The organism is Paraburkholderia ginsengiterrae (assembly GCF_001645125.1).
GTDB lineage: Bacteria > Pseudomonadota > Gammaproteobacteria > Burkholderiales > Burkholderiaceae > Paraburkholderia > Paraburkholderia ginsengiterrae.
In genome coordinates, this window is the sequence record NZ_LXKA01000360.1 from 167,979 (window position 1) to 190,338 (window position 22,360).

Genomic DNA, 22,360 nt, shown 5'->3' on the forward strand with positions numbered 1-22,360 from the left:
AGAAGCGCGATGAGATCCACCCAGTTTAAAGCGACCCTCTTCGACCTGTTCAAGGCAGGGGTTGCAGCGTCCATTCTGCTGACTGCCAGCAGCGTCTGTCTTGCTCAGGTCGTCAATCTGACGGCGAAGGCGGGCACGGCTACCTTGCCGGACGGACAGGCCGTGCCGATGTGGGGCTACAGCTGCTCGGCGGCCGCGGTTGCGCCGGCGACCTGTGCGTCGGCGAATCCGGGTGCCGGAGCGAGCTGGTCGCCCGTGGTGATCACCGTGCCGCCAGGACCGCTGACGATCAATCTCACCAATACCTTGCCCGGCGCGGTGCCGACCTCGCTCGTCGTGGTTGGGCAGCTGGGCGGCGGCCTCGGGACGACGGCGACAACCATGCCGAGCCCGCCGCACCCGACGCAAACCGCGACGACCTGGCCGATTGCCAGCAGCGCGACCGGCGCGACCTTCACGCCGCCCGCGCAAGGCCCGCGCGTTCAGTCGTTTGCCACCGAGGTGGCGACCGGCAAGACAACCGCGCTCACGTGGAGCAACCTCAGCCCCGGCACCTATCTGCTCGAGTCGGGCACGCATCCGTCGATCCAGGGGCCGATGGGGCTCTACGGCGTGCTGGTGGTGAAGGCGCCGGTCGGCGGCACCGTGAGTTGTCCGGTGGCGTCGCAGGTCTATCAGGCCTACACGAATCCGGGCATCTGCTATGACGCCGACGTGCCGCTCGTGCTGGGCGAAATCGATCCCGCGCAAAACACGGCTGTTGCGGCAGCGGTGACGACGCCGGGCTTCAGCGAGACCATGGCGTGGTCAGGGCAGCCCGGTGGATGCGGCGATTCGAAGTCGACCGCGTTCGGCACCTGCTATCCGCCGACTGTGAACTACGATCCGCGCTACTACCTGATCAATGGCGTCGCATTCGACCGGACCAATGCCGGTGGATCTTCATTTGCCGCCACCGCGCCTGCCTTGACGGGCCAGGTGCTGCTGCGTTTCGTCAACGCGGGTTCGCGCATGCACGTACCCTCGGTGGTCGGTGCGCAAACCGGCAATCCGGCCACCTCCGGCTTCTCGCTGATCGCCGAGGACGGCAATGTGCTGCCTGGCAATCCGCGTGTCCAGTCGGAAGTGTTTCTGGCGGCCGGCAAGACCTACGACGTGATGATCAATGCACCGGCGACCGGCGCATCGGCGCTTCCGGTGTTCGACCGCGAACTGAGCCTGTCCACCAACAATCAGCGTGACGGCGGGATGCAGGCTTACGTCGCCGTCAATGGTGGTGCGCTGCCGACGGCCGGGGCCGCGAACCAGAATGCGACCGCCGCCAACTCCAAGTACTTCTTTGTTCCGGGCACCACGTTGACTGTGTCGGACCCGGCCAAGGGCGTGAAGGCAAACGATGTGAATGTGTATGGCGTCGAGGTCAAGACGACGACCACGGGCGGAGCGCTGACGCTGAACCCGGACGGCACCTTCGTCTACGTGCCGAACTCCGGCACGACCGCTGACAGCTTCGTATATCAGGCCAACGGCAACCCCTTGGTATTTGCAACCGTCACGCTGACGGCCTGCAGCGCTGCGAACGGCTGCCTGTCGGGGCCACCGACGGCGAGCAACGGCGCTTACGTCAGCAACATCGCGTCGCAATTGCAGATCGGCGCGCCCGGCGTGCTGGCCTATGCCTCGGATCCGAAGGGACTGGCAATGACGGCGGCCATTTCTGGTGCTGTGACAGGCGGGACCGTCACGCTGAATCCGGATGGATCGTTCACCGCGATTCCGACGACGCCCCCGGTCGGCAACGCGACCGCCACGCTGACGTTCAAGTACACGGCGAAGAATTCGCAGTCCACGTCGAGCCTGCCCGCGACCGTGACGGTCACGTTCAAGGGCGGCAGCGGACTCATCGTCAAGCCGCTTGACGGGCCGAGCACGGCGCCGGGCATGACGCCGGTTCAGCTGACCGACTACCGCTGGATCATCGAGGAAGACCGTACGTTCCAGATCGATCCGGCGTGCCAGACAACCGCGTCCACGCGTCCCGCTACGTGCCCGCCGTTGCCGGTTCCGAGCCTCGGCGCCAACTTCCACACCAGCTACATGCCGGTGGTGGCCGCAGGCTGTGTCGGCAAGGTTGCCTGCGAGTCGGGGCAGAAGGTGTATGACCCGGCGACCAACTCGCACCTGCCGGCCGTGTGCGATATCGGCAACGGCGTGTGCCGCACGACGGCTGCGCAGCAGGTGCCGGTCGATCCGTCGCGGGTCGCGCTCGATCCGAAGAAGCACTACTACATCTCGATCCTGCCAGGCGACGCCGGCAACAGTTTCGGCAATGGTGCGGGCACGCCGCAGCCGGTCGATCCGTTGAAGCCGACCGGGCCGCAAAGACCGTTCGATATTTCCAAGGACTGCCCGACGGGTCCTGGCGGCGCGGATTTTGCGCCGGGCACGGGTAAGTGCGGCCACACCATGGGCGGCGCGCCGATCGCTCCCGGACAGACCACGGTCAACGTGCTGCTGCAGGAGACGCCGATGGCGACCGCGAAGGTCTCGGTGTTCGTCTTCGAAGACGACGCTCCGCTGAATGGCGAAGTGGATGTCAGCGGCGGCACCGACACGTTCGGCACGGCGCGCGAACCGGGACTGGGCGGGTTCGAAATCAAGATGTGGGACGACGCGGGCGGCTCGGGCGACCCAACCGGACAGATGACTTACGACATGTTCAACATGCCGCTGTCCAATTCATTGCAGGGGACTATCGATCCGGTCACAGGACTGAATGCGTGCCCGATTTCGACCTCGACCGACGGCCTCGTCGGCATGATCCCGACGTGCCCGAAATACGAGTCGGACGGCAAGACTGTTTCGCCGCTCGTCGGCCAGGCCATCATTGCCAACCTGATGCCGGGCCGGTACGGTATCGTCGCGACACCGGCGGCCGACCGGATCGGCCGAGGCGAGGAATGGCTGCAGACGAACACGCTGGATGGCCAGAAGGCGCACGACTCGTTCATCAAGGTCGGTGGGCCGGCGTACTTCCAGGAGTTCGGGCCCGCAGGCTTTCACGTCGCGATCGGCTTCGCCAATCCGAAAATCATCAACGCCCGCCTGCCGCTCCTTTGCGCAACGCAGACGTGCAATAACGGAATCAAGGGCAGGGTAACGAACCTGCACTACAGCCGTCCACCGAACGAAAATCTGTTCGGCTCCGGCTCGCGCACCTCGCTGAGTTTCACGCAATGCTATGTCAGCGTCGGCGACCCGGACGGCGAGGATATGGCGTTCACCAAGTGCAACGCCGACGGAACCTTCAGCTTTAGCGGACTGCCAACGGGCACATACAGAATCACGATCTTCGACCAATGGAACGATCAGATCGTCGATGGGCTCGCGACGGCCGTGCAACTGGCGAATGGCCAGACCACGAATGTCGGGGATATTTCTGTGCTCCAGTGGCACACGAATCTCTACACGCGGACCTTCATGGATCTGAATGGCACGGGCGTCTCGACGGCAAGCGACCCGGGGCTCGCGCTGGTTCCGACCAATATCCGCTTCCGCGACGGCAGCTATTCGAACTTCAACAACACCGACCTGAACGGTTATGCATCGTTTAACGAAGTGTTCCCGCTGTTCAACTGGTACGTAGTTGACACCGACGAAACACGCTTCAAGCAGACCGGCGTGCACGTGGTGTACGACGCGGGCGGCCCGCCCGACGGCACACCTGGTGGCGGCAGCTCGACCATCGCCGCCAACTACGCCAACACGCTGGAATCCACGACGGCGCACTTGCCGACGAACCTGCGCGTGCCGGGGGCGGTGTATTGCAACGACGCGGACTGCAATGACCGCACGGGCACGAATCCGTCGACTGGCCGGGTCGATCCGCCGTGGGTGACCACGATGGGCTGGCAGGGCTTCTCCGGGCAGAGTTCCTTCCTCGAGTTTGGCAAGGCGCAGTTTGGCGCGACTGAGAACGGCGGCATCAGGGGCGAAGTCATCTATGCCTCGACACGGCCGTTCGACGATCCGTCGCTGCTGATCCACACGAAATGGACGCCTAACGTGCCGAACGTCACCGTGAACCTGTATCAGGAGGGCACCGCCGCGGACGGCACCACCAGCCTGACGCTGGTGGACACGACCAAGACTGCAAGCTGGGACGACTGGGCGCAAGGCTTCCGCTCCGACGGCGTGCCGAACATGAACTGCCCGGGACAGGAGACCACCGACCCGTTCTTCTACACGTTGAAGAACACACCCCAGTGGCTCGACCCGCAGAAGCGTGCGTTGCCGGCGAATTCGCAGTTCAAGTGCTACGACGGCATGCACTCGTTCAACCAGCTGCAGCCCGCGCCGTACGACGGCATGTACCGGTTCCCCAGCGTGACGGGCCGCAGCACGACGAGCGGCAAGCCTACTGCCACGAACTGCACGATCTGCGTGGCCAACCCTTCGGGCGACGGCACGCAGATGCTGCCGGCCGGCAAGTACGTCGTCGAAGTGATCGTGCCGCCTGGCTATGAACTGGTGAAGGAGGAAGACAAGAACATCCTGATCGGCGACAACTATATTGCCCCGGTCACGCAGCAGTTCGGCGGCATCGGCAACATCTTTATCCTGCCCGACCAGGCCGCGATGAACGCCAGCTATAACCGGAACAGTGCGCAGAATCCGACTCAGGATCTCGGCTCCCTGACCTACCCGCGGCATGAAGGCGACACGGGCAGCATCGAGGAGTTCTGGCCTTGTGTCGGTGAGCTGCGCATCGTGCCGGACTTCATCAGCCTGTTCCCGGGCTCGCAGGAAGTCTCGCCGTTCGCGGGCGCGTCAAGGCACCTGTGCGACCGCAAGGAAGTGACGTTGACGCCGCAAAGGACGGCGCTCGCGAAGTTCTGGCTTTTCAGTTCGACGCACGTCGCCGCGCACTACACTGGCTTCATGCTGGACGACTTCTCATCCGAGTTCGACCCGTACTCGCCGCAATTCGGTGAAAAGTTCGCGGTGCCGAACGTGCCGATCTCGATGAAGGATTTCGCCGGCAACGAAGTCGCCCGCACGTACTCGGATCAGTGGGGCATCTTCAACGGGCTGAACTATTCGACGTGGCAGGTCAACCCGCCGAACCCGACGGGCTACGCGCCGACGATGATGGTCGCCTGCATGAACGATCCCGACATGCCCGATCCGGCGCATCCCGGTCAGACGATACGCGATCCTCTGTTCAACCCGGCATACAGCCAGTTCTGTTACGAGATTCCGTTCATGCCTGGACAGACCCAGTACATGGATACGCCAGTGGTGCCGGTCTCGGCCTTCGCGGAAGGCTACAACCAGCCTGACTGCGCGTACCCGGATGCCACGCCGGCGATCTCCAGCGTGACGGGCGATCCGATCACCGGCGGCGGCTCGGGACCGTGGGTCAGCGGCGCGCTGCACACGCTGACCATCAATGCGCAGGGCAACGCGCAGGTGCCGAACCATGCCTATACGGGTCCGGCGGCGACCACCGCGCCGTTCAACCAGAAGTTCCTCACGCGCCACTATGGTTTTGGCACCAAGCCTACGGCATGTCTGCCCGGCCTCCCGTGCCAGAACGTCACGGTCGGCGGCGTGCCTTCAATCGTGACGTCATGGAGCGATACACAGATCAAGATCCTGGCTCCGGTCCTGCTGCCCACGCAGTCGAGCTGCACGATCCAGCAGCGCAATGTGCTGACGCCCACGTCCTGCGGTGAACTCGTTATCACGGCGGCCAACGGCAAGCGTTCGATCGACACGGTCACGGTCACGATCGGCGGCAAGATGCCGACCTACGTGAGCGGCGAGAACGCCACGAGCAACGCGATCCAGACGGTGATCGACAAGGCGACCCCGGGCGACATGATCGTCGTCGGTCCGGGGGTCTATAACGAAATGCTGCTGATGTGGAAGCCGGTCCGGCTGCAAGGTGTCGGTGCGACGTCGGTGACCGTCAACGCCAATACCCACCCGTCGGGCAAGCTGGACCCGTGGCGCAGGCAGGTTGGGTGTCTGTTCGGCGACGCATTGAACGGCGGCCTGCTGTCGGCCAGCAATCAGTACGATCCGACCGGCACGTATTCCTGCCCGAGCACGATGCAGCGCAAGGTGGATGCGATACCGTTCGAACCGGCTTCCGGCTGGGATTTCAACCTCAACGGCAACCTGGCTGAACTGCTGATCGAGCCGACGCTGATGGGCGCGTACGAAGGTGCGGCCATTACTGTGCTGGCCAAGGGCGTGAAGGACGTGACGGTGAACGGCGCGCCGGCACCCGACCCGAACTGCACCGCGAACGGCATCTGCACGCCGCTCACCGGGCCGACCCTGCTGCAGCCGAACCCGCCGGATTGCATGAACTACCCGAGCAACTTCCTGTGCAATCCGTCGCGTATCGACGGCATGACCTTCACCAACAGCTCGCAAGGCGGAGGCGGGATCTACCTGCACGGCTGGAACCATTACACGGAGGTGTCGAACAACCGTGTCTTCGCCAACGCAGGGACGCTCACGGGTGGTATCACGGTAGGTCAGGTCGAAACGGCCGAGGCGACCATCGCCGCGGACGGCGTCACGCAAGTGCCGTTCCTGCTGAACCAGCATGTGAACGTGCACAACAACGCGGTGACGTCGAATGCGTCGTACGGCGATGAAATCAACTCGAACACGCCTTCGTCCGCGGGCGGCGTGACTTTCTGCACCGGTTCGGACTACTATCACTTCAACTACAACTGGGTCTGCGGCAACATCAGTGCCGGCGACGGCGGCGGGGTCGCGCACTTCGGCTTCAGTGCCAACGGCGACATCTCGCACAACTGGGTGCTGTTCAACCAGAGCAACAACCCGACGCTGCCGACGTACGGCGGCGGCATCATCGCCCAGGGCGTACCGCCTGACGGCACGTTCTGCGAGAACGCCGCGGTTGACACCGATTGCGCGCCTGAGCTGTCGGACGGCATTGGCCCCAATCTCAAGATCGACGGCAATCTGATTGTCGGCAACACGGCGGAAAGCGGCAAAGGCGGCGGCCTGCGGCTGCAGAACGTCAACGGCACGGAGGTGCAGCGCAGCCCCAGCAACTCGAACGCGTGGTATCAGGTTAGCGTGACTAACAACATCATCGCGAACAACGTGGCCGGGTGGGGGGGAGGTGGTGTCTCGCTGCAGGATGCGGTGGCCGTGAGCTTCATCAACAACACGGTCGTCTCCAACGACGCGACGGCGTCCGCGGGCGTGCTGTTCAATACGGCCGCGGCCGCGCAGGCCAACGTCGGGCCGCCGAACTGCACGACGGTGGGATCGGAAACGACGTGCTCGCCGATCACGACGTCGGTTTATCAGCCGGCCGGACTGGAGACTGCGCAGCACACGGCGAACTTCATCGTGGCGTTCACCAATCCCAGTGTGGCCTGTCCGGCGGGGTTGCCCAACTGCACGACGTTCTCGAACCCGGTGCTGAGCAACGATGTGTTCTGGCAGAACCGCACCTTCTTCATCACAGTGGGAGGAAAGAATCCGAATATCGCCGGATTGCAGAACGCGGTCTCGCTGAACCCGACGTTGAACCAGACCGGCAAGGCGACGGGCTACTGCGATCCGAACGCTGTCTACTGGGATATCGGTGCGTATGGCGATACGTCGGCCAGCAACCGTCAGGCAACTTTGACGATGCATCCGCAGTACTCGATCCTGACCGACGCCGGCGACTACCCGGGAGCGCACAACAGCAATATGAATCCGGCAGTGGTGCATCAGTACTGCAATGGTTCGCGTGTGCCGCCGGAGGCAGGTGGAATCGGCATCGTGGTGCCGCCGGGCATCGCCGATACGGTTCTGCCGAATCCGCTGTTCAGCCTGATGCCGTCGGCGACGCCGGATGAAGGCAACAACTGGATCAACATGTCGTACGGTCCGCTGTCGCTGTTCAACGAAGCGCTCACGGCGGGCAAGCCGGGCTACAACGTGGTGCTGGGCAACTACTCGATCAATGCGGGTTCGCCGGCGATCAATACCGGTACCGCGAGCGGTGCGCCGAATCACGACATCTACGGCACGACCCGGCCGCAGGGACTCGCGTACGACATCGGCGCAGTCGAGTATGTGGCGCCGCCCCTGTTGGGCGGCGGCACCCCGATCGATCCGCTCGCCTTGGGTGGCTCGACCGGTGGCGGCCTGCTAGGTCTGTTCAAGCTCGTGACGCCGAACCTGCAGAATCAGCAGGGGCAGCAGGGGCAGCAGCAGTCGCAGAACGCACAGTGAGAGGGGCGCGGCAATGAAAGCTCGTTCCCTCACGATGTCACTTGCAACGCGGTTCGCGAGCGGAGTGTGTCTGGCCGCGGCTCTGATTCAAGGGGCCGAGGCCGGGCAGAGTTCACCGGCGGCGCACAAGCACTCGCCGTACTTGCCGGTGAGCGTGTCGCAGCATGCCAGGACCTACTACGGGATGATGAAGGGCATCGACAACCTGAGCGTGCGCAGCACCGCATCGGGCAATCTGATCCGCTTCAGCTACCGCGTAACGGACCCGCAGGCCGCGCATCTGCTCGGCGAGAAAACCGCAACTGCGTATATGTACGGAGAAACGAGCCACGCGTTGCTTGAAATTCCAGTCATGGACAAGGTCGGCCCGTTGCGCCAGACGGGCCCGCTCGAAACCGGCCGTGAATACTGGATGGTGTTTTCCAATAAGGGCAGTCCGATCAAGGCAGGCGAGCGCGTCGATGTGTTCATCGGCTCGCTGCATGTCGACGGTCTGATTGTCGAATGATCGCGGCACAGCGATCAACCACATAAAGACGGGAGGTGACTCATGATCCGGTTTCCTTTGAAAGCGATCTCGGCGGCCTGCGTGGCCGGTGTTCTGGCATCCGGCCCGGCGGCGTTCGCTGCCTCCGCGGCGGGAACGGCGCAGGCCGCGGCGGCGAGTCACATGAGCGCGGCGCAGATCGTCGATCGCAACATCGCGGCGCGTGGCGGGCTTCAGGCATGGCACGCGGTCAATACGATCACGATGTCAGGGCAGCTCGAGGCCGGTGGCACGAAGAACACCAAACTGCCGTTCACGATGACGATGAAGCGGCCGAACAAGAGCCGCTTCGAGGTCCGCTTCAATGAGCAGACGGCGTTTCAGGTTTACGACGGCGCGCAGGGCTGGAAGGTCAGGCCGTTCCTCGGACGCAGCGAAGTCGAGCCGTATACCCCCACGGAGGCGAAGTCGGCCGCCGCATCGGCGGACCTCGAAGGGCCGCTGATGGACTATGCGAGCAAGGGTTCGCGGGTCGAGGCGCTGGGTATGGAATCGGTGGAAGGGCATCGCGCGTACGTGCTTAAGCTGACGACCAAAGACAATACGTCGCGCCGTATCTGGATCGACGCGAGCAGTTTTCTCGAACTGAAGATCGACGGCGAACCGCGCAAGCTCGACGGCCGGATGCATAACGTCGCCATCTTTTATCGCGATTACAGGAAGGAAAATGGGCTCGTCATTCCCCATACGCTGGAAACGGTCGTCACCGGGGCCAACCCGTCGCACAAGTTGACCATTGAGCATGTCACGGTGAATCCGTCCATGGACGACGCCCTGTTTGCGAAGCCACAGTTGGCCGCGGCCAATGCGGCTACGGCTAATGCGGCCACGGCTAAAGTGGCGAGCCACTAGCCATCATGCGTGCGAGGTCCATTGCCATGACGCGAATCGCACTGTGGATGCTCATCGGCTGCCTGACGGCGGCGGTGTACGCGAGTGAGCAATTACCTGAGGGGCGTGATCTGAACGTGGATCAGATCGTCGCAAAAAATGTCGACGCCCGGGGTGGCCTCGAAGCGTGGAGGAAGATCGACACGATGGCCTGGGTCGGGCACGTGGATAGCGCGAATGCTCCTTCGGAAGAGCTGCCGTTCTCGCTCGCGCTGAAACGTCCGAACCTGACGCGCTTCGAAATCACCGTGCTCAACCATCGCGCTGTCCGTGCATTCGACGGCAAGCAAGGCTGGAAAACGAGCCCGAGCGCCACAGGCAGCGGAGAATTGCGACCGTACACCATCGACGAACTGAGGTCCGCGAAGGACGAGCAGGTGATCGACGGGTTGCTGATCGATCATCAGGCCAAGGGCATCGAAGTCACGCTCGAAGGCAGCGACAAGCTCGACGGGCACGACGCTTACCGCCTCGCCGCGAAGTTGCCCTCCGGGGTGACGCGGCATGTGTGGGTCGACGCGCAGAGCTTTCTCGACGTGAAGTATGACCGTGAGGCGCGCGGCCCTCGTGGGCCGGTCACGGTGGAAGTGAAGTACAGCGACTACAAAAATGTCGACGGCGTGCAGGTGCCGTTCACGATCGAAAGCGGCGTAGTCGCGGCCGGCAGGAGCGACAGGCTGACGATTGAGAAAGTGTCGATCAATCCGCCGCTCAACGACGCGATGTTCGCGAGGCCGGGCGCGCCGCTTCATCGCAATTCAGTGTCGGTAAATGCCGAGGCGTCGTTGCCCATGCCGCCCACCTTGAACCGGCCGAGCCCTTAACCATGAGCCACGCTCGGGGCAACCGGGGAGCCATCGCGCGGGCACGGTCGTTTGCCGCCCTCGCAGTGATTCAATGGGCGTTGCTCGCGGCGTCGATTACGCCGTCAGGCAAGGCGAACGCGGCCCCGCCGGCACAACCCACGCCGCCGGTCGCGACCGTGAGTACGGGGGAGGCGATCTTCCAGAAAGGCGTGCTGGGTTCGGGCGAACCGATCGAGGCGATGCACGACGGCGGCGTGAACCTGCGCGGCGCCGCCGCGGCCTGCATGAATTGCCATCGGCGCAGCGGCCTCGGCTCCAGGGAGGGGAACAACAACATCCCGCCGATCACCGACCGGTATCTGGTCCATCCTCGCGCGGACAGTCCCGACGATCTCGACATTCCCTACGTTCCCGGCATGCGCACCGATCGCGAGCCCTACACCGATGCGACGATCGCACGGGCGGTACGCGAGGGTCTCGACTCGGAAGGCAAGCCGCTGAGCAGTCTGATGCCGCAGTACGCGCTGAACGACAGCGACATGGGCGCGCTGATCGGTTATCTGAAACGCCTCGACCGGCACGCGCCAACGGGTGTCACGGACACCGTGCTGCACTTCGCGACGATCGTCACACCGGACGCGGACCCGGTGAAACGGCAGGGCATGCTCGATGTGCTCAAGCAGTACTTCGCGGACAAGAACATATTTCCGCTCGGTGCGACGCCGCCGCTGCGCTCGTCGCGCAAGATGATGTTCATGGTCAACCGCCGCTGGGAGTTGCATGTATGGCAGCTGAGCGGGCCGCCCTCGACGTGGCATGAACAGTTGAAACGCTATCTGGCTGAGCAGCCCGTGTTTGCCGTGCTTTCGGGACTCGGTGGCAAAAACTGGGCGCCGGTGCATGACTTCTGCGAGCAGGAGGCCGTGCCGTGTCTCTTTCCCAATGTGGAAGTGCCGGTCGAAACCGACCAGGATTTCTATTCCGTGTATTACTCGAAGGGCGTGCTGCTCGAGGCGGATCTGCTCGCAAGGCGGATTAGCGATGAAGCGGCCAGCAAGACCTCGACAGCGAAGACAAAGGTCTGGCAAGTCTATCGCACCGGGGACAATGGCGAGCGGGGCGCTGAGGCGCTGGCCGCCGCGTTGAAAGGCCGTGGTGTCGCGGTCTCGAACCGTGCGCTAGCGCCAGGTGAGAACGTTGCGGGCGCGCTGCACGGCATTTCGCACTCGGACGTGCTGGTGCTGTGGCTGCGTCCGCCCGACATCGCGGCGCTCGGGCATGTGCCGCCGCCGTCGAACGCCGTGTTCATGTCGGGGCTGCTGGGCGGACTCGACAGCACACCGCTGCCGGAGAACTGGCGCGCCGTCACGCGCCTTGCGTATCCATTCGACTTGCCGGATGGACGGCGGGTCCGTGTCGACTATGCGTTCGGCTGGTTCTCGATCCGCAAGATCCCGATGGTTGCGCCGCAGGTCCAGGCCGACACCTATCTCGCGTGTGGTCTGCTGGCGGAAACGCTGAGTCATATGGTCGATGCGTTCGAGCGGGACTACCTGATCGAGCGCATTCAGGACATGCTCGAACGCCGCATCCTGACGGGTTATTACCCACGTCTGACGCTCGCGCCGGGGCAGCGTTTCGCGTCCAAGGGCGGCTATATCGTGCGCTTTGCCGAGCCGGATCGAGTCAGGCTCGTCGCCGATGGGGACTGGATGGTGCCGTGACGATGGGGTGGGGCGCGCACTGCCACGCGAGCACCATCGCCACCGCGCCATTGAGCGTCTCCCCTACCGCAAGAATAGGACATTGACCCATGCCGGTTCCCGCTGTCGGTTTGCACAATATAGACGTGGCCTGAGTAGACGAGGCCTGAGACAAGGCAGGTTTTAAACACAGTGCAGGGAGAAATAGCCATGGTTTTGACTATTATCAGCAATCCTGCATTTATCAAATGGCTGCGATGCGTGTGGTTCACGTCTTTCGTGGCAGTTTGCTTGTTCCAGGCTTCTATCGCTCACGCGCTGCCTATCTTCGCCCGTCAAACGGGTCAAAGCTGTGTGGCGTGCCATGCGGGCGGCCAGTTTCCCGAACTCACGCCCTATGGGCGCATGTTCAAGCTGAACGGTTATACGCTCGGTGAACGTACGATTCCGCTCGCCGTGATGGGCACGGTCGATGCGACCAAGACCAGGCACAACACCGACGCCAGCGGGAATCAGGTCTCACCCAAGGACGGCAATCTGACTTGGGACGCGGCCAGCATTTTCCTCGCCGGCAAGATTACCGACAAGATCGGCGCATTCGCTCAATATACCTATACGAACTACGATCACCAGGACGCTGCCGGCAAGTGGGTCGGTAAATGGGCATCGGACAACACCGATTTCCGTTTCGTGGAGCGGATTGTCAGCGAAGCGAGCGACTTCATACTAGGCGTAACGTTGCACAACAATCCGACTGTACAAGACGTCTTCAACTCCGCTCCGGCGTGGAGCTACCCTTATGTTTCTTCGTCAACCAGCGCGGTTGGCTCACCGCCGTTCACCACGCTGATCGAAGGCGCGCTGGCGCAGCAGGTGGTAGGCATTGGCGGCTACCTCTACTGGAACAAGCTGCTGTACGCGGAACTGACCGCGTACAGCACGGCCGACGGCATCTGGTCGTTCCTGAGCCACGGCAACAAGGCCGGAGACCTCGCGCACCCGCAGGTCTATCTGAAAGGCTACAACCCCTATTGGCGCGTTGCGCTGACGCACGAATGGGGTCCGCACAACATCATGGTGGGCACGTTCGGCCTCTTTGCGGACGTCTATCCCAACGACCCGAATGCGTTTCCTATCTTCACGCAGGGCGTGACCCGCTTCCGCGATGTCGGGGTGGACGCGCAGTATCAGTATCTGCTGGAGCCGCATACGATCACCGCGCAGGCTCGTTATATTCACGAGAACATCAGTGATCCGAATAATTTTATCTACAGCGACAGCCAGTCGGCGAATCTCAAATCGGTGCTGCTGAAAGCCTCGTATATCTATCAGGCCAAGTACGGCATCAGCCTGTCTTACTTCAGCGTGACGGGCAGCACCGATAGCGCCGCCTACGCCAGCAGCGCGAATTTCTCGCCCAACACGCAAGGCTGGACCCCGGAGATTTTCTGGATTCCGGTGCAGAACATCCGGGTCGGCCTGCAGTACACGCATTTCACCAAATTTCTCGGGTCCCGCTCGAACTACGACGGAAATGGGCGCAACGCGTCGGATAACGACACGCTGTTCGTCTACTTGTGGGCAGCGTACTGGTGACTTTTCTTCTTTTCAGACATCGGAACAGGTAGTGGCAAGGAGGTTCGTGACATGAAAAAGATAGCGCAATTCATCTCTCTCGGGATGGCGCTGGCAGGAGCGGGCTGTCACGACATGGACCGCTCACGAGCGGTCGATAACCCTGCCGTCGCGGGCAAGACCATCGCGCTGCAAGTCTGCTCGAACTGTCACGGCGTGAAGGGCGTCTCCATATCGCCGGCTTTTCCCAAGCTGGCGGGGCAGCGGCGCGAATACCTCGTCGATCAATTGACGGACTTCAAGACTCATGCGCGATCCGACCCGAACGCCAAGCGGTTCATGTGGGGCTTTACGCACCTGAGCGAAGCGCAAATCGACGATCTGGCGGCGTATTTTTCCAGTCAGACGCCGGTGATGGGCGAACCCGCCGAGCAATCGCTCATGGTCGAAGGCAAGGCGATCTTCGCCTCGGGGTTGCCGGACAAGGGTGTCGCGGCATGCGTGTCGTGCCACGGCAAGCATGGCGAGGGAATGAATCAGTTTCCGCGCTTAGCCGGACAACATGCGGACTATGTCTACAAGCAGCTGCTGGTTTTTCAGCACGACGTCGAACAAAGGCCACGTGGTGAAATCATGAAGTCGATCTGCAGCAACATGTCGGAGCGGGATATGCGCGCCGTTGCGGCCTTCGTCGAGGCGTTTCCGCCGGAAACCGAGGCAGCGGCGAACCCGCCGGCCGACCAATGAGCACGCTGCCTTACCGGGCACCGCGCGCCCAGGTGGGGCGGGGCAGACTGCACCCAGGGCGGCCTACCCGCGCGGTGAGGGCAGGCCGCTGCACGGCAGCGGTGCCCACCAGGACGCAGGCATCGGTGTTGAGATCATCGCGGTTTGGAGCGCCGGTCGTATTGAGGCGGACGGGTGGCGCTCCATCCGCCGGCGGGCGCTTTTTTTTCAATCGACAGTGCGCACTCGCAGAGCGATTGGCGAAGCGCGCGCGTAGCGATTTCGGTCCATAGCATGCGTCCGGCGTCGCATTGATAGTTCTGCGCAACGGTGAAGGCCATGAACCCGACACGAATGTCTCTTGACGCCGGCACGCCGGACCTTGTGCCCGTGCTTCAACGGGACGGCGTAGAGCTGGATGCACGAGCGTTGGCGTCGCTCGACGAGCGGCCGTTCCTGAAACGGCTCGGCATCGTCGACTGGCTGTTCGCCCTCGCCATGGTGGCGGGCGCGGGGTTCGCGCTGTCGCGCTACTACCCGTTCATGAATTACTACGACAAGCTGGTGCTGGTTTGCGCCGTGCCGGTGTTCGTGGTGCTCGGCTGGCGCTGGAAGCCGGTGCGTCCGCTGATGGTGGGGATCGCCGCGCTGTCGCTGCTCGCCATCCAGATCTATCACGGCGATCTCAGCCGCGCGGACAACGCGTTCTTCCTCAAGTACTTCCTGTCGAGCCAGTCCGCGATTCTGTGGATGAGCGCGCTCTTCGTGTTCGCCACCGTGTTCTACTGGATCGGTTTGTTGTCGCGCTCGCCGACCGGCGCCGCGATCGGCTCGAAGATGACGTGGGCCGCGGTCGTGATGGGATTTGTCGGCCTGATGGTGCGCTGGTACGAGTCGTACCTGATCGGCGCGGACGTCGGCCATATTCCCATCTCGAACCTGTACGAAGTGTTCGTGCTGTTCAGCCTGATCACCGCGCTGTTCTACCTGTACTACGAGCAGCACTACAACACGCGGGCGCTCGGCGCCTTCGTGCTGCTGGTGATCAGCGCCGCGGTTGGCTTCCTGATGTGGTACTCGGTGGCGCGCGACGCGCAGCAGATCCAGCCGCTCGTGCCGGCGCTGCAAAGCTGGTGGATGAAGATTCACGTGCCGGCGAACTTCATTGGCTACGGCAGCTTTGCGCTGTCGGCCATGGTGGGGGTTGCGTATCTGATGAAAGAGCGCGGCGTGCTGGCCGACCGCCTGCCGGCGCTCGACGTGCTCGACGACGTGATGTACAAGTCGATCGCCGTCGGCTTCGCGTTCTTCACGATTGCCACGATTCTCGGCGCGCTGTGGGCCGCGGAAGCCTGGGGCGGCTACTGGAGCTGGGACCCGAAGGAGACGTGGGCGCTGATCGTCTGGCTGAACTACGCGGCCTGGCTGCACATGCGGCTCATGAAGGGGCTGCGCGGCGCGGTGGCGGCCTGGTGGGCGCTGACTGGCCTGCTGGTGACGACCTTTGCGTTCCTGGGCGTCAACATGTTCCTGTCGGGTCTGCATAGCTACGGCAAGCTGTGAATACGGGCCGCCACGGGCGCGCCGCATGGCGGGTCTCTCCCACCCCTGGAAGCGGGTAATCCTGCTTCCAGGGGACTCCGATCCGCGCGAGAATAGTGTTACGGGTCCAAATGGACCTTGATATACGGTCAGAGAGGCCGCCATGAGACGCATATACTTTCTGCTCCCCAGCACGCAATGTGCGCGGATGATTGTCGATGAACTCCTGTTGAAACGGATCACCTGGCGGCACATCCACGTGCTCGCCAACCACAGCGTAACGCTCGATGACTTACCGGAGGCCTCGCTCGTCCAGAGCAGCGACGTGCTGCACGCGCTCGAGCGAGGGACGGCGGCGGGTTGTGCGACCGGCATGCTGACCGGCCTGGTCGCCATGGCTTTTCCGCCTGCCGGACTGACCATTGCGGGCGGGGTAGTCGTTGCGCTCACGCTCGCGGGCGGCGGCTTCGGCGCATGGACCGCGACCATGATCGGTCTCGGCGTGCCGAATACGCGCCTCAAACGCTTCGAACAGGCCATCGAGCACGGCGAGCTGCTGATGATGGTCGACGTTCCGCAGAACCGTGTCGATGAAATAGAAGACATGGTCAAGCTGCATCACGCAGAGGCTGACATCCAGGGAACGGAGCCAACGATTCCCGCATTTCCGTAATCCATCTGTTTCCGCAATCGTCGACCGGATGAAAAACCCGGCGCGCCTGCGCCGGGAAGGTCATGTCTGCGGTGCCCGCTATCGGCGGGAACGCGCCACGCTAACCCGCGGAGAGCATGCGCCGGTAGCGCTCCAGAACGCGCGGCACGTAAAGGCGTGTTTCCCGCAGCGAGGGCACGCGATAGCCCGCACGAATCACGGCATTTTCGCCGGCGTTGTAGGCGGCCACGGTGAGTTCGACATCGTCCTTGAAGAGATCGAGCAGGAAGCGCAGATAGCGTGCTCCCGTCAGCACGTTATCGCGTGGATTGAGCATGTCTCCTCCCGCGAAGCGCCGTGCTGTTTCGGGCATCACTTGCATCAGTCCTAGCGCGCCTTTTTCTGAAACCGCTTTCGGGTTATAGCGGGATTCGACGTCGATCACCGCGCGCAGGAGTTCGGGCTGAACGCGAAAGGTGCGGCTCGCTTCGGCGATCACATCGGCGAACTGCGACGCGTCTCCGTTGCCGGGCGTCGAGGTATCCGCGCGCTTCGCGCCGCGTTCGGCGGGCGGATCGCCGGCAACGATGACAGCCAGTCCTGCTTTGCCGGGCTCGTTGGTCAGGACGATGGCTCCATTGCTCTGAACCGCACCAAAAATCTCCGCGCATGCAGCTACCGGTGAAGCCATGCCAAGCACCGCGCATGCGACGAGTATCGTGTTTACCGGTCTGGATGAAGAGCTGCAGCGCATGGTCATGTTCCCCCGCGTCTTAATTGTGGTGTGGGGAAAAGCCGAGCGGCAATGGGGCACCTCCCTACACTTTTGCGGCGGCGGACAAACGTTTCGAGGGGCTGTACAAAAGCGTTACGTTCGTAACGCGCGGTAAACGTCCGCAATCGAACCCGTCTCGCGGCTGGGTTTCTCGGGAGGGGAAATATTTCTGATTTTGTTAAACGCGCGGTAAGTCTTGCCTCACGGGAAGATTTTGTGCGTAATGCCTACCGCATCAGTATTGGCACTAATCTCCGCGCCGGCTCGGATCAGTTCAAATATGAAACATTCGCGTAGCTGTTTTCAGCCATGGCAAACGTCTTACGAATATGACGTACTGGACAACATTGGGTTACGGGGACATGGCGCGAACCTTGCGAAGGGGAGGCGGACTGCTACCCATGCGCGTGCAAAATTAAGGGAACAGTTAGGAATTCGAAGGTAGAAGGTGCAAGAAAAAGACGAGACCTGCGGCGAACTGCACTGAGAGGCTTCAACGCATGGTCGCGACCAGTTCATGGTTGCAGGGGTAAACAAATGAATGCCAACTGCCGTGTCGTGATTGCCGAAGATCACGATCTGCTGAGAAACGGTCTGCGCTCGATGCTCTCCGCGCAAGGCGACTACCACGTCGTCGGCGAAGCGAGAGACGGCAAGGAAGCCTGCCAACTGGCGATGACGCTGCACCCCGATCTGATCCTGATGGATCTGTCGATGCGTGGCATGAATGGCATCGATGCCAGCGCGGCAATCAAACGCCGCTCGCCGAACGTGCGCATCGTCGTGCTCACGGTTCACCAGAGCGAAGAGTACGTGCGCGAGGCGCTGCGCGCCGGCGTCGACGGCTACGTGCTGAAAGACGTCTCGTTCGACGAACTGCTGATCGCGATGCGCACCGTCATGCACGGGAAGAAACATCTGAGCGCCGACGTGTACGGCTTTATGGTCGACTCGTTCGTGACGGGTCACGATGCGCCCGCACCGAAGAAGGCCTGGGACATTCTGACGGCGCGCGAGCGCAGTGTGCTGAAACTGATCGCCGAAGGACGCACGAACCGGCAGGTCGGGCAGTACCTGAACCTCAGCCCGAAGACGATCGAGAAGTATCGGGCCAGCATGATGCACAAGCTCAACATTGCCAACCTGACCGAACTGGTTCTGGTCGCGATCAGCATGGGTCTGCTGACTTCGCTAGCGGAGAAATGCTCCGAGCCGCATGCCGACGAGACGCCATTGCGATCGCCGGCCAACCTCGACATGGAATTGGATCCGCCGCCGGAGCCCCCCGCGGACACGGATTTTCCGAACTACAGTTTGGGCGGCGGCGCAATCTGAGCGCATTCCGGGCGCAGTCCGTGTGCAACCCGCAACCTCACTAGGCAGCCCATGCCGCCGACACCAGTGTGCCGCTCTTACCGAGCGACTGGATCGAAAACGTGCCACCGTGCGACTCGACCCGGTGTTGCATGCCGATGAGACCGAGTCCGCTTGCACAGTCGTCCCCCGTAGAAAGCGGACGGTTTTCGTAGCCGATGCCGTTGTCCAGAATCGTCATCAGCACGCCGCCTGTCGTGAGCCTGACGCCAAGCGTCACCTCTGTGGCTGCAGCGTGCTTGACGGTGTTGTTCAACGCCTCCTGAGCGAGCCTGAACATGTCGGCTTTCAGATGTTCCGGCACGTCCTCGTCGCTCACGTCGCAGTCGAACACCACCGAGATGCCTTCGGCGCTGCGCTCGATGCGCCGGCACAACGAACCCAATGCGGCGGGCAGTCCGAGCTGATCGAGCATCTGCGGGCGCAGTTCGCCGCATATCTGCCGCACGTCGCCGATCGTCTCGCGGATTCTGAGCACGGTGGCATCCAGCAGCTGGGCCGCGTCGTCGACCTGCCCGCGGCGTATGCGCATCAGCGCGTCTTCAGCCATCAGCTTGACGAGCGTCAGTGCCTGCCCGAGACCGTCATGCAATTCCGCCGAAAGGCGCTGGCGTTCTTTCTGTTGGCCCATCGTCAGGTACATGAGGCGTTCCCGCGCGGCAGCATCGGCCGAACGCGTGACAGAGGCCGGTTCGGGCAGGGGGAGCAGGGATTCCTCGAAAAGCGTCAGCAGCGCAGTGCGACCGCTCTGGCCGGCCGGCACCGACTGCTGGTGCAACATGAGGCGCATTGGCTGGCCGGTGCGGCCGGCGAGCACCGCACGAAAAGAATGAAAGTCGCGCCGTGCGCTCGCGGACAATTCGTTCGCCAGCGGCTCTTCAAAGTCGGCCGCCGCCATCTCGAGGAGTTGCCTGCCGACCAGGTCGGCGCTCGTGTAGCCGAGCAGGGCCGCAACCGTGCGATTCGCGGACAGGAAGATGCCATCCGGCGAAAGAATCGCCAGCGGCGCGCCACGCGCATCGGGCATGCTGCCCGTGCCCGGCTCGTAGTGCCGGGCGGCTCTGCACAGCTTGCGCATGCCGTCGATCAGGTCGGCCAGCTTCACCTGCCATTGCGTGGGCTCGTTGGTATTCATGTGAGCATCCCGATGCGTTTTCTTAAGGAAACCTTAAGCACATGACTGATTGTAGGCCGCGATTGGCGCTCGCCGCAACAGGGCATCTACTGAGTTGTGATGTGGGGGCTCCCCGGTTGATCGCAGCGGGTTTTCCCTCGTAGCGGACATGCCCTACCGTGCTTTGGGGGCTGTTATCCAATGACGATCGTGCGCAAATTCATGAGACTGAACATGCAAGGTGGCGCGCCTTTCCACACGGTCGACGTGACCTGCACGTGACGTCGCGCGACCGAACCTTGCTGGCCACTACTGGAGGCAGCGATGAGAACAACCAACGCATTCCTGCTTGGCGCGATCCTGCTTGCCGGCGCGGGATTAACGGGGCCCGCGGCATGGTGCGCGTCCGCCGCGGACGCCGACGATAGCGCCGCCATGCATATGCATCATCACATGATGCCGGGCACGATGCGCACGACCGCCGAGTACACGTTGCCGGCCGTGAAGCTCGTCAGGGACGACGGCAAGACAGTCTCGCTGCCCGACGAACTGAACGACGGGCGGCCGGTGATCCTCACGTTCATCTACACCACGTGCACCACGATTTGTCCCATGGTCAGCCAGACGCTCGAGAGGCTGCAAGCGCAGTTGGGCGCCGAGCGGGACAAGGTGCACATCGTGTCGATCTCGATCGATCCTGAGCAGGACACGCCGGCGCGCCTCAGAACCTACGCGGCGAAATTCGATGCCGGCCCGGAGTGGCAGCACTACACCGGCACCGTCGCGGCGAGTATCGCGGCGCAACGCGCCTTTAACGTCTATCGCGGCGACAAGATGAACCACACGCCGGTTACGTTCGTGCGCGCGGCGCCCGGCAAGCCGTGGCTGCGCATCGACGGCTTCGCGACGCCGGCGGACCTGCTGGGCGCCTACCATGACGCCGTCGCGTCCAATTAGAACTAGCCGCGCGCGGCCCCGTCAGGAGCGACGAAATTGGAAACCCGGCATCGCGTGCTGGTCGCGGAGGATCAGCATCTATTGCGCAGCGCGCTTTGCCGTATGGTCTCCGAACTATACGACTTCAGCATCGTGGGCGAGGCGGGCGACGGGCTCGAGGCCTACCGCCTTGCGATTACGACGATGCCCGATCTGATCCTGATGGATCTGTCGATGCCAGGCGGCAGCGGCTTCGAGACGATCGCGGCCATCAAGCGCCGCGCGCCGCAGATCCATATCATCGTCCTCACCATTCACCGCAGCGAAGAACACGTGCGAGAGTCGTTCGACGCGGGCGCGGACGGCTATGTGGTCAAGGACGCATCATTCGAAGACCTCGTCAGTGAAATGCGGCTCGTCATGCAAGGCAAGCGCAACACGAGCCTCGACGTTCGGGGGCAGTGGTCCAGTTCAACCGTGCTTGCTCCCGGCGCGCCGCGCAAAGCGCATCTATGGGACGCATTGACCGGCCGCGAGCGCTCGGTGCTGCGGCTCGTGGTCGAAGGGCACACCAACCGGCAGGTCGGCGAGTGCCTCAATCTCAGCCCGAAAACCATCGAAAAACACCGGGCCAGCCTGATGCGAAAGCTGGGTATCACCAACGTGACCGACCTCGTGCGTATCGCCATCGAAATGGGTGTGCTGGCACGGCCGGACGAGGAACACATTCGCCGTCCCTCCCTATAGGACCCTCACAACTGGAGGGTCTTTACCCATGTCTTTGGACGGCTCTCCCTACTTCTTGCCCGTATCGACCTGAACAAGAATGGATTCAACGGCTTCGGCAACGCCGAAGCGGTGAGTCGATACAGGGGGAGCCGTGCACAGCGAATTGTCCTCTATCAGGCCCGGCATGCCCGGGTGTCCGCAGCGGTGTGTTTGCCCTGAAACGAACCGGCGCCGCAGCCGCGGTTTCACGCTCCTCGAACTGCTCGTGGTGATGGTCATCATCGGCCTGCTGGCCGGTCTCGTTGCGCCTCGCTATTTCGAACAGGTCGGCAAGTCGAATACGAAGATCGCGCGCGCGCAGATCGTTTCGCTGGGCCAGGCGCTCGATCAATACCGGCTGGATGTCGGCAACTATCCCAGCACCGAAGAAGGCCTGCAGGCGCTAATCACGAAGCCGCAGGATGCCACGCGGTGGAGCGGGCCGTATCTGGCGAAGGCCGTGCCGGCCGACCCATGGGATCGACCCTACCAGTATCGTTCCCCAGGTGAACATGGCGACTACGATCTCTTCTCGCTTGGCAAGGATGGACGAGGTGGCGGTACCGGCGAGAACACAACGGTCTCCTCGTGGTAGCGGTACATCGCGTGGTTGCCTGAACGCAAGGCGGGTAGCGTGGTAGTGGGGTAGTGGGTTGTTTGCAAGGAGAGTC

At 62.8% G+C, this 22,360-nt stretch carries 15 protein-coding genes; 13 read left to right on the top strand and 2 right to left on the bottom strand.

All coding sequences use genetic code 11. From position 1 onward, the window contains the following. The first annotated feature begins 9 nt into the window (after nt 1-9). The 9 genes from A6V37_RS33315 to A6V37_RS33360 all read left to right on the top strand — a co-directional run bounded on the left by A6V37_RS33315 (nt 10) and on the right by A6V37_RS33360 (nt 16,743). The gene (locus tag A6V37_RS33315; protein WP_165614436.1) at nt 10-8,280 is read left to right on the top strand and encodes a choice-of-anchor Q domain-containing protein; all 8,271 of its coding nucleotides are present in this window, start codon (nt 10-12) and stop codon (nt 8,278-8,280) included. A 13-nt stretch (nt 8,281-8,293) separates the two neighbouring features. Continuing rightward, entirely contained in the window at nt 8,294-8,788 is a 495-nt protein-coding gene (locus A6V37_RS33320) for a hypothetical protein (protein WP_064267901.1), read from the top strand. Nucleotides 8,789-8,830: 42 nt separating this feature from the next. Continuing rightward, a complete protein-coding gene (locus tag A6V37_RS33325) occupies nt 8,831-9,679 on the top strand; it encodes a LolA-like protein (protein ID WP_131799869.1) in 849 nt (282 codons plus the stop codon). A gap of 26 nt (nt 9,680-9,705) precedes the next feature. Further along, nucleotides 9,706-10,542: a LolA-like protein gene (locus A6V37_RS33330; RefSeq protein ID WP_064267902.1), complete on the top strand. Its 837-nt coding sequence runs from the start codon at nt 9,706-9,708 to the stop codon at nt 10,540-10,542. Between the two features lie 2 nt (nt 10,543-10,544). After that, entirely contained in the window at nt 10,545-12,248 is a 1,704-nt protein-coding gene (locus tag A6V37_RS33335) for a type 1 periplasmic-binding domain-containing protein (protein WP_064267903.1), read from the top strand. A gap of 270 nt (nt 12,249-12,518) precedes the next feature. Beyond that, a complete protein-coding gene (locus A6V37_RS33340; RefSeq protein WP_100249388.1) occupies nt 12,519-13,823 on the top strand; it encodes a cytochrome C in 1,305 nt (434 codons plus the stop codon). A gap of 51 nt (nt 13,824-13,874) precedes the next feature. Continuing rightward, on the top strand, nt 13,875-14,549 hold the full coding sequence (locus tag A6V37_RS33345; protein ID WP_064267904.1) for a c-type cytochrome: 675 nt from the start codon (nt 13,875-13,877) through the stop codon (nt 14,547-14,549). Between the two features lie 318 nt (nt 14,550-14,867). Further along, entirely contained in the window at nt 14,868-16,091 is a 1,224-nt protein-coding gene (gene ccsB / locus A6V37_RS33355; protein ID WP_064267906.1) for a c-type cytochrome biogenesis protein CcsB, read from the top strand. Between the two features lie 142 nt (nt 16,092-16,233). After that, on the top strand, nt 16,234-16,743 hold the full coding sequence (locus A6V37_RS33360; protein ID WP_064286783.1) for a hypothetical protein: 510 nt from the start codon (nt 16,234-16,236) through the stop codon (nt 16,741-16,743). Between the two features lie 100 nt (nt 16,744-16,843). Here the strand turns inward: A6V37_RS33360 and A6V37_RS33365 are convergent, their stop codons facing one another. Further along, a complete protein-coding gene (locus A6V37_RS33365; RefSeq protein WP_064267988.1) occupies nt 16,844-17,476 on the bottom strand; it encodes a lytic transglycosylase domain-containing protein in 633 nt (210 codons plus the stop codon). Nucleotides 17,477-18,034: 558 nt separating this feature from the next. Between A6V37_RS33365 and A6V37_RS33370 the strand changes: the two genes are divergently transcribed. Beyond that, a complete protein-coding gene (locus A6V37_RS33370) occupies nt 18,035-18,832 on the top strand; it encodes a response regulator (protein ID WP_082902704.1) in 798 nt (265 codons plus the stop codon). Nucleotides 18,833-18,872: 40 nt separating this feature from the next. On the opposite strand, the gene A6V37_RS33375 is transcribed toward A6V37_RS33370, so the two are convergent. After that, on the bottom strand, nt 18,873-20,006 hold the full coding sequence (locus tag A6V37_RS33375) for a PAS domain-containing sensor histidine kinase (RefSeq protein WP_064267908.1): 1,134 nt from the start codon (nt 20,004-20,006) through the stop codon (nt 18,873-18,875). 303 nt (nt 20,007-20,309) lie between these two features. Between A6V37_RS33375 and A6V37_RS33380 the strand changes: the two genes are divergently transcribed. The 3 genes from A6V37_RS33380 (at nt 20,310) to gspG (ending at nt 22,284) form a co-directional block, all read left to right on the top strand. Further along, nucleotides 20,310-20,942, top strand: a complete 633-nt coding sequence (locus A6V37_RS33380; RefSeq protein ID WP_064267909.1) for an SCO family protein — start codon at nt 20,310-20,312, stop codon at nt 20,940-20,942. Nucleotides 20,943-20,978: 36 nt separating this feature from the next. Then, entirely contained in the window at nt 20,979-21,668 is a 690-nt protein-coding gene (locus A6V37_RS33385; RefSeq protein ID WP_064286784.1) for a response regulator, read from the top strand. 166 nt (nt 21,669-21,834) lie between these two features. Beyond that, nucleotides 21,835-22,284: a type II secretion system major pseudopilin GspG gene (gene gspG / locus A6V37_RS33390; protein ID WP_064267911.1), complete on the top strand. Its 450-nt coding sequence runs from the start codon at nt 21,835-21,837 to the stop codon at nt 22,282-22,284. Nucleotides 22,285-22,360: the final 76 nt, after the last annotated feature.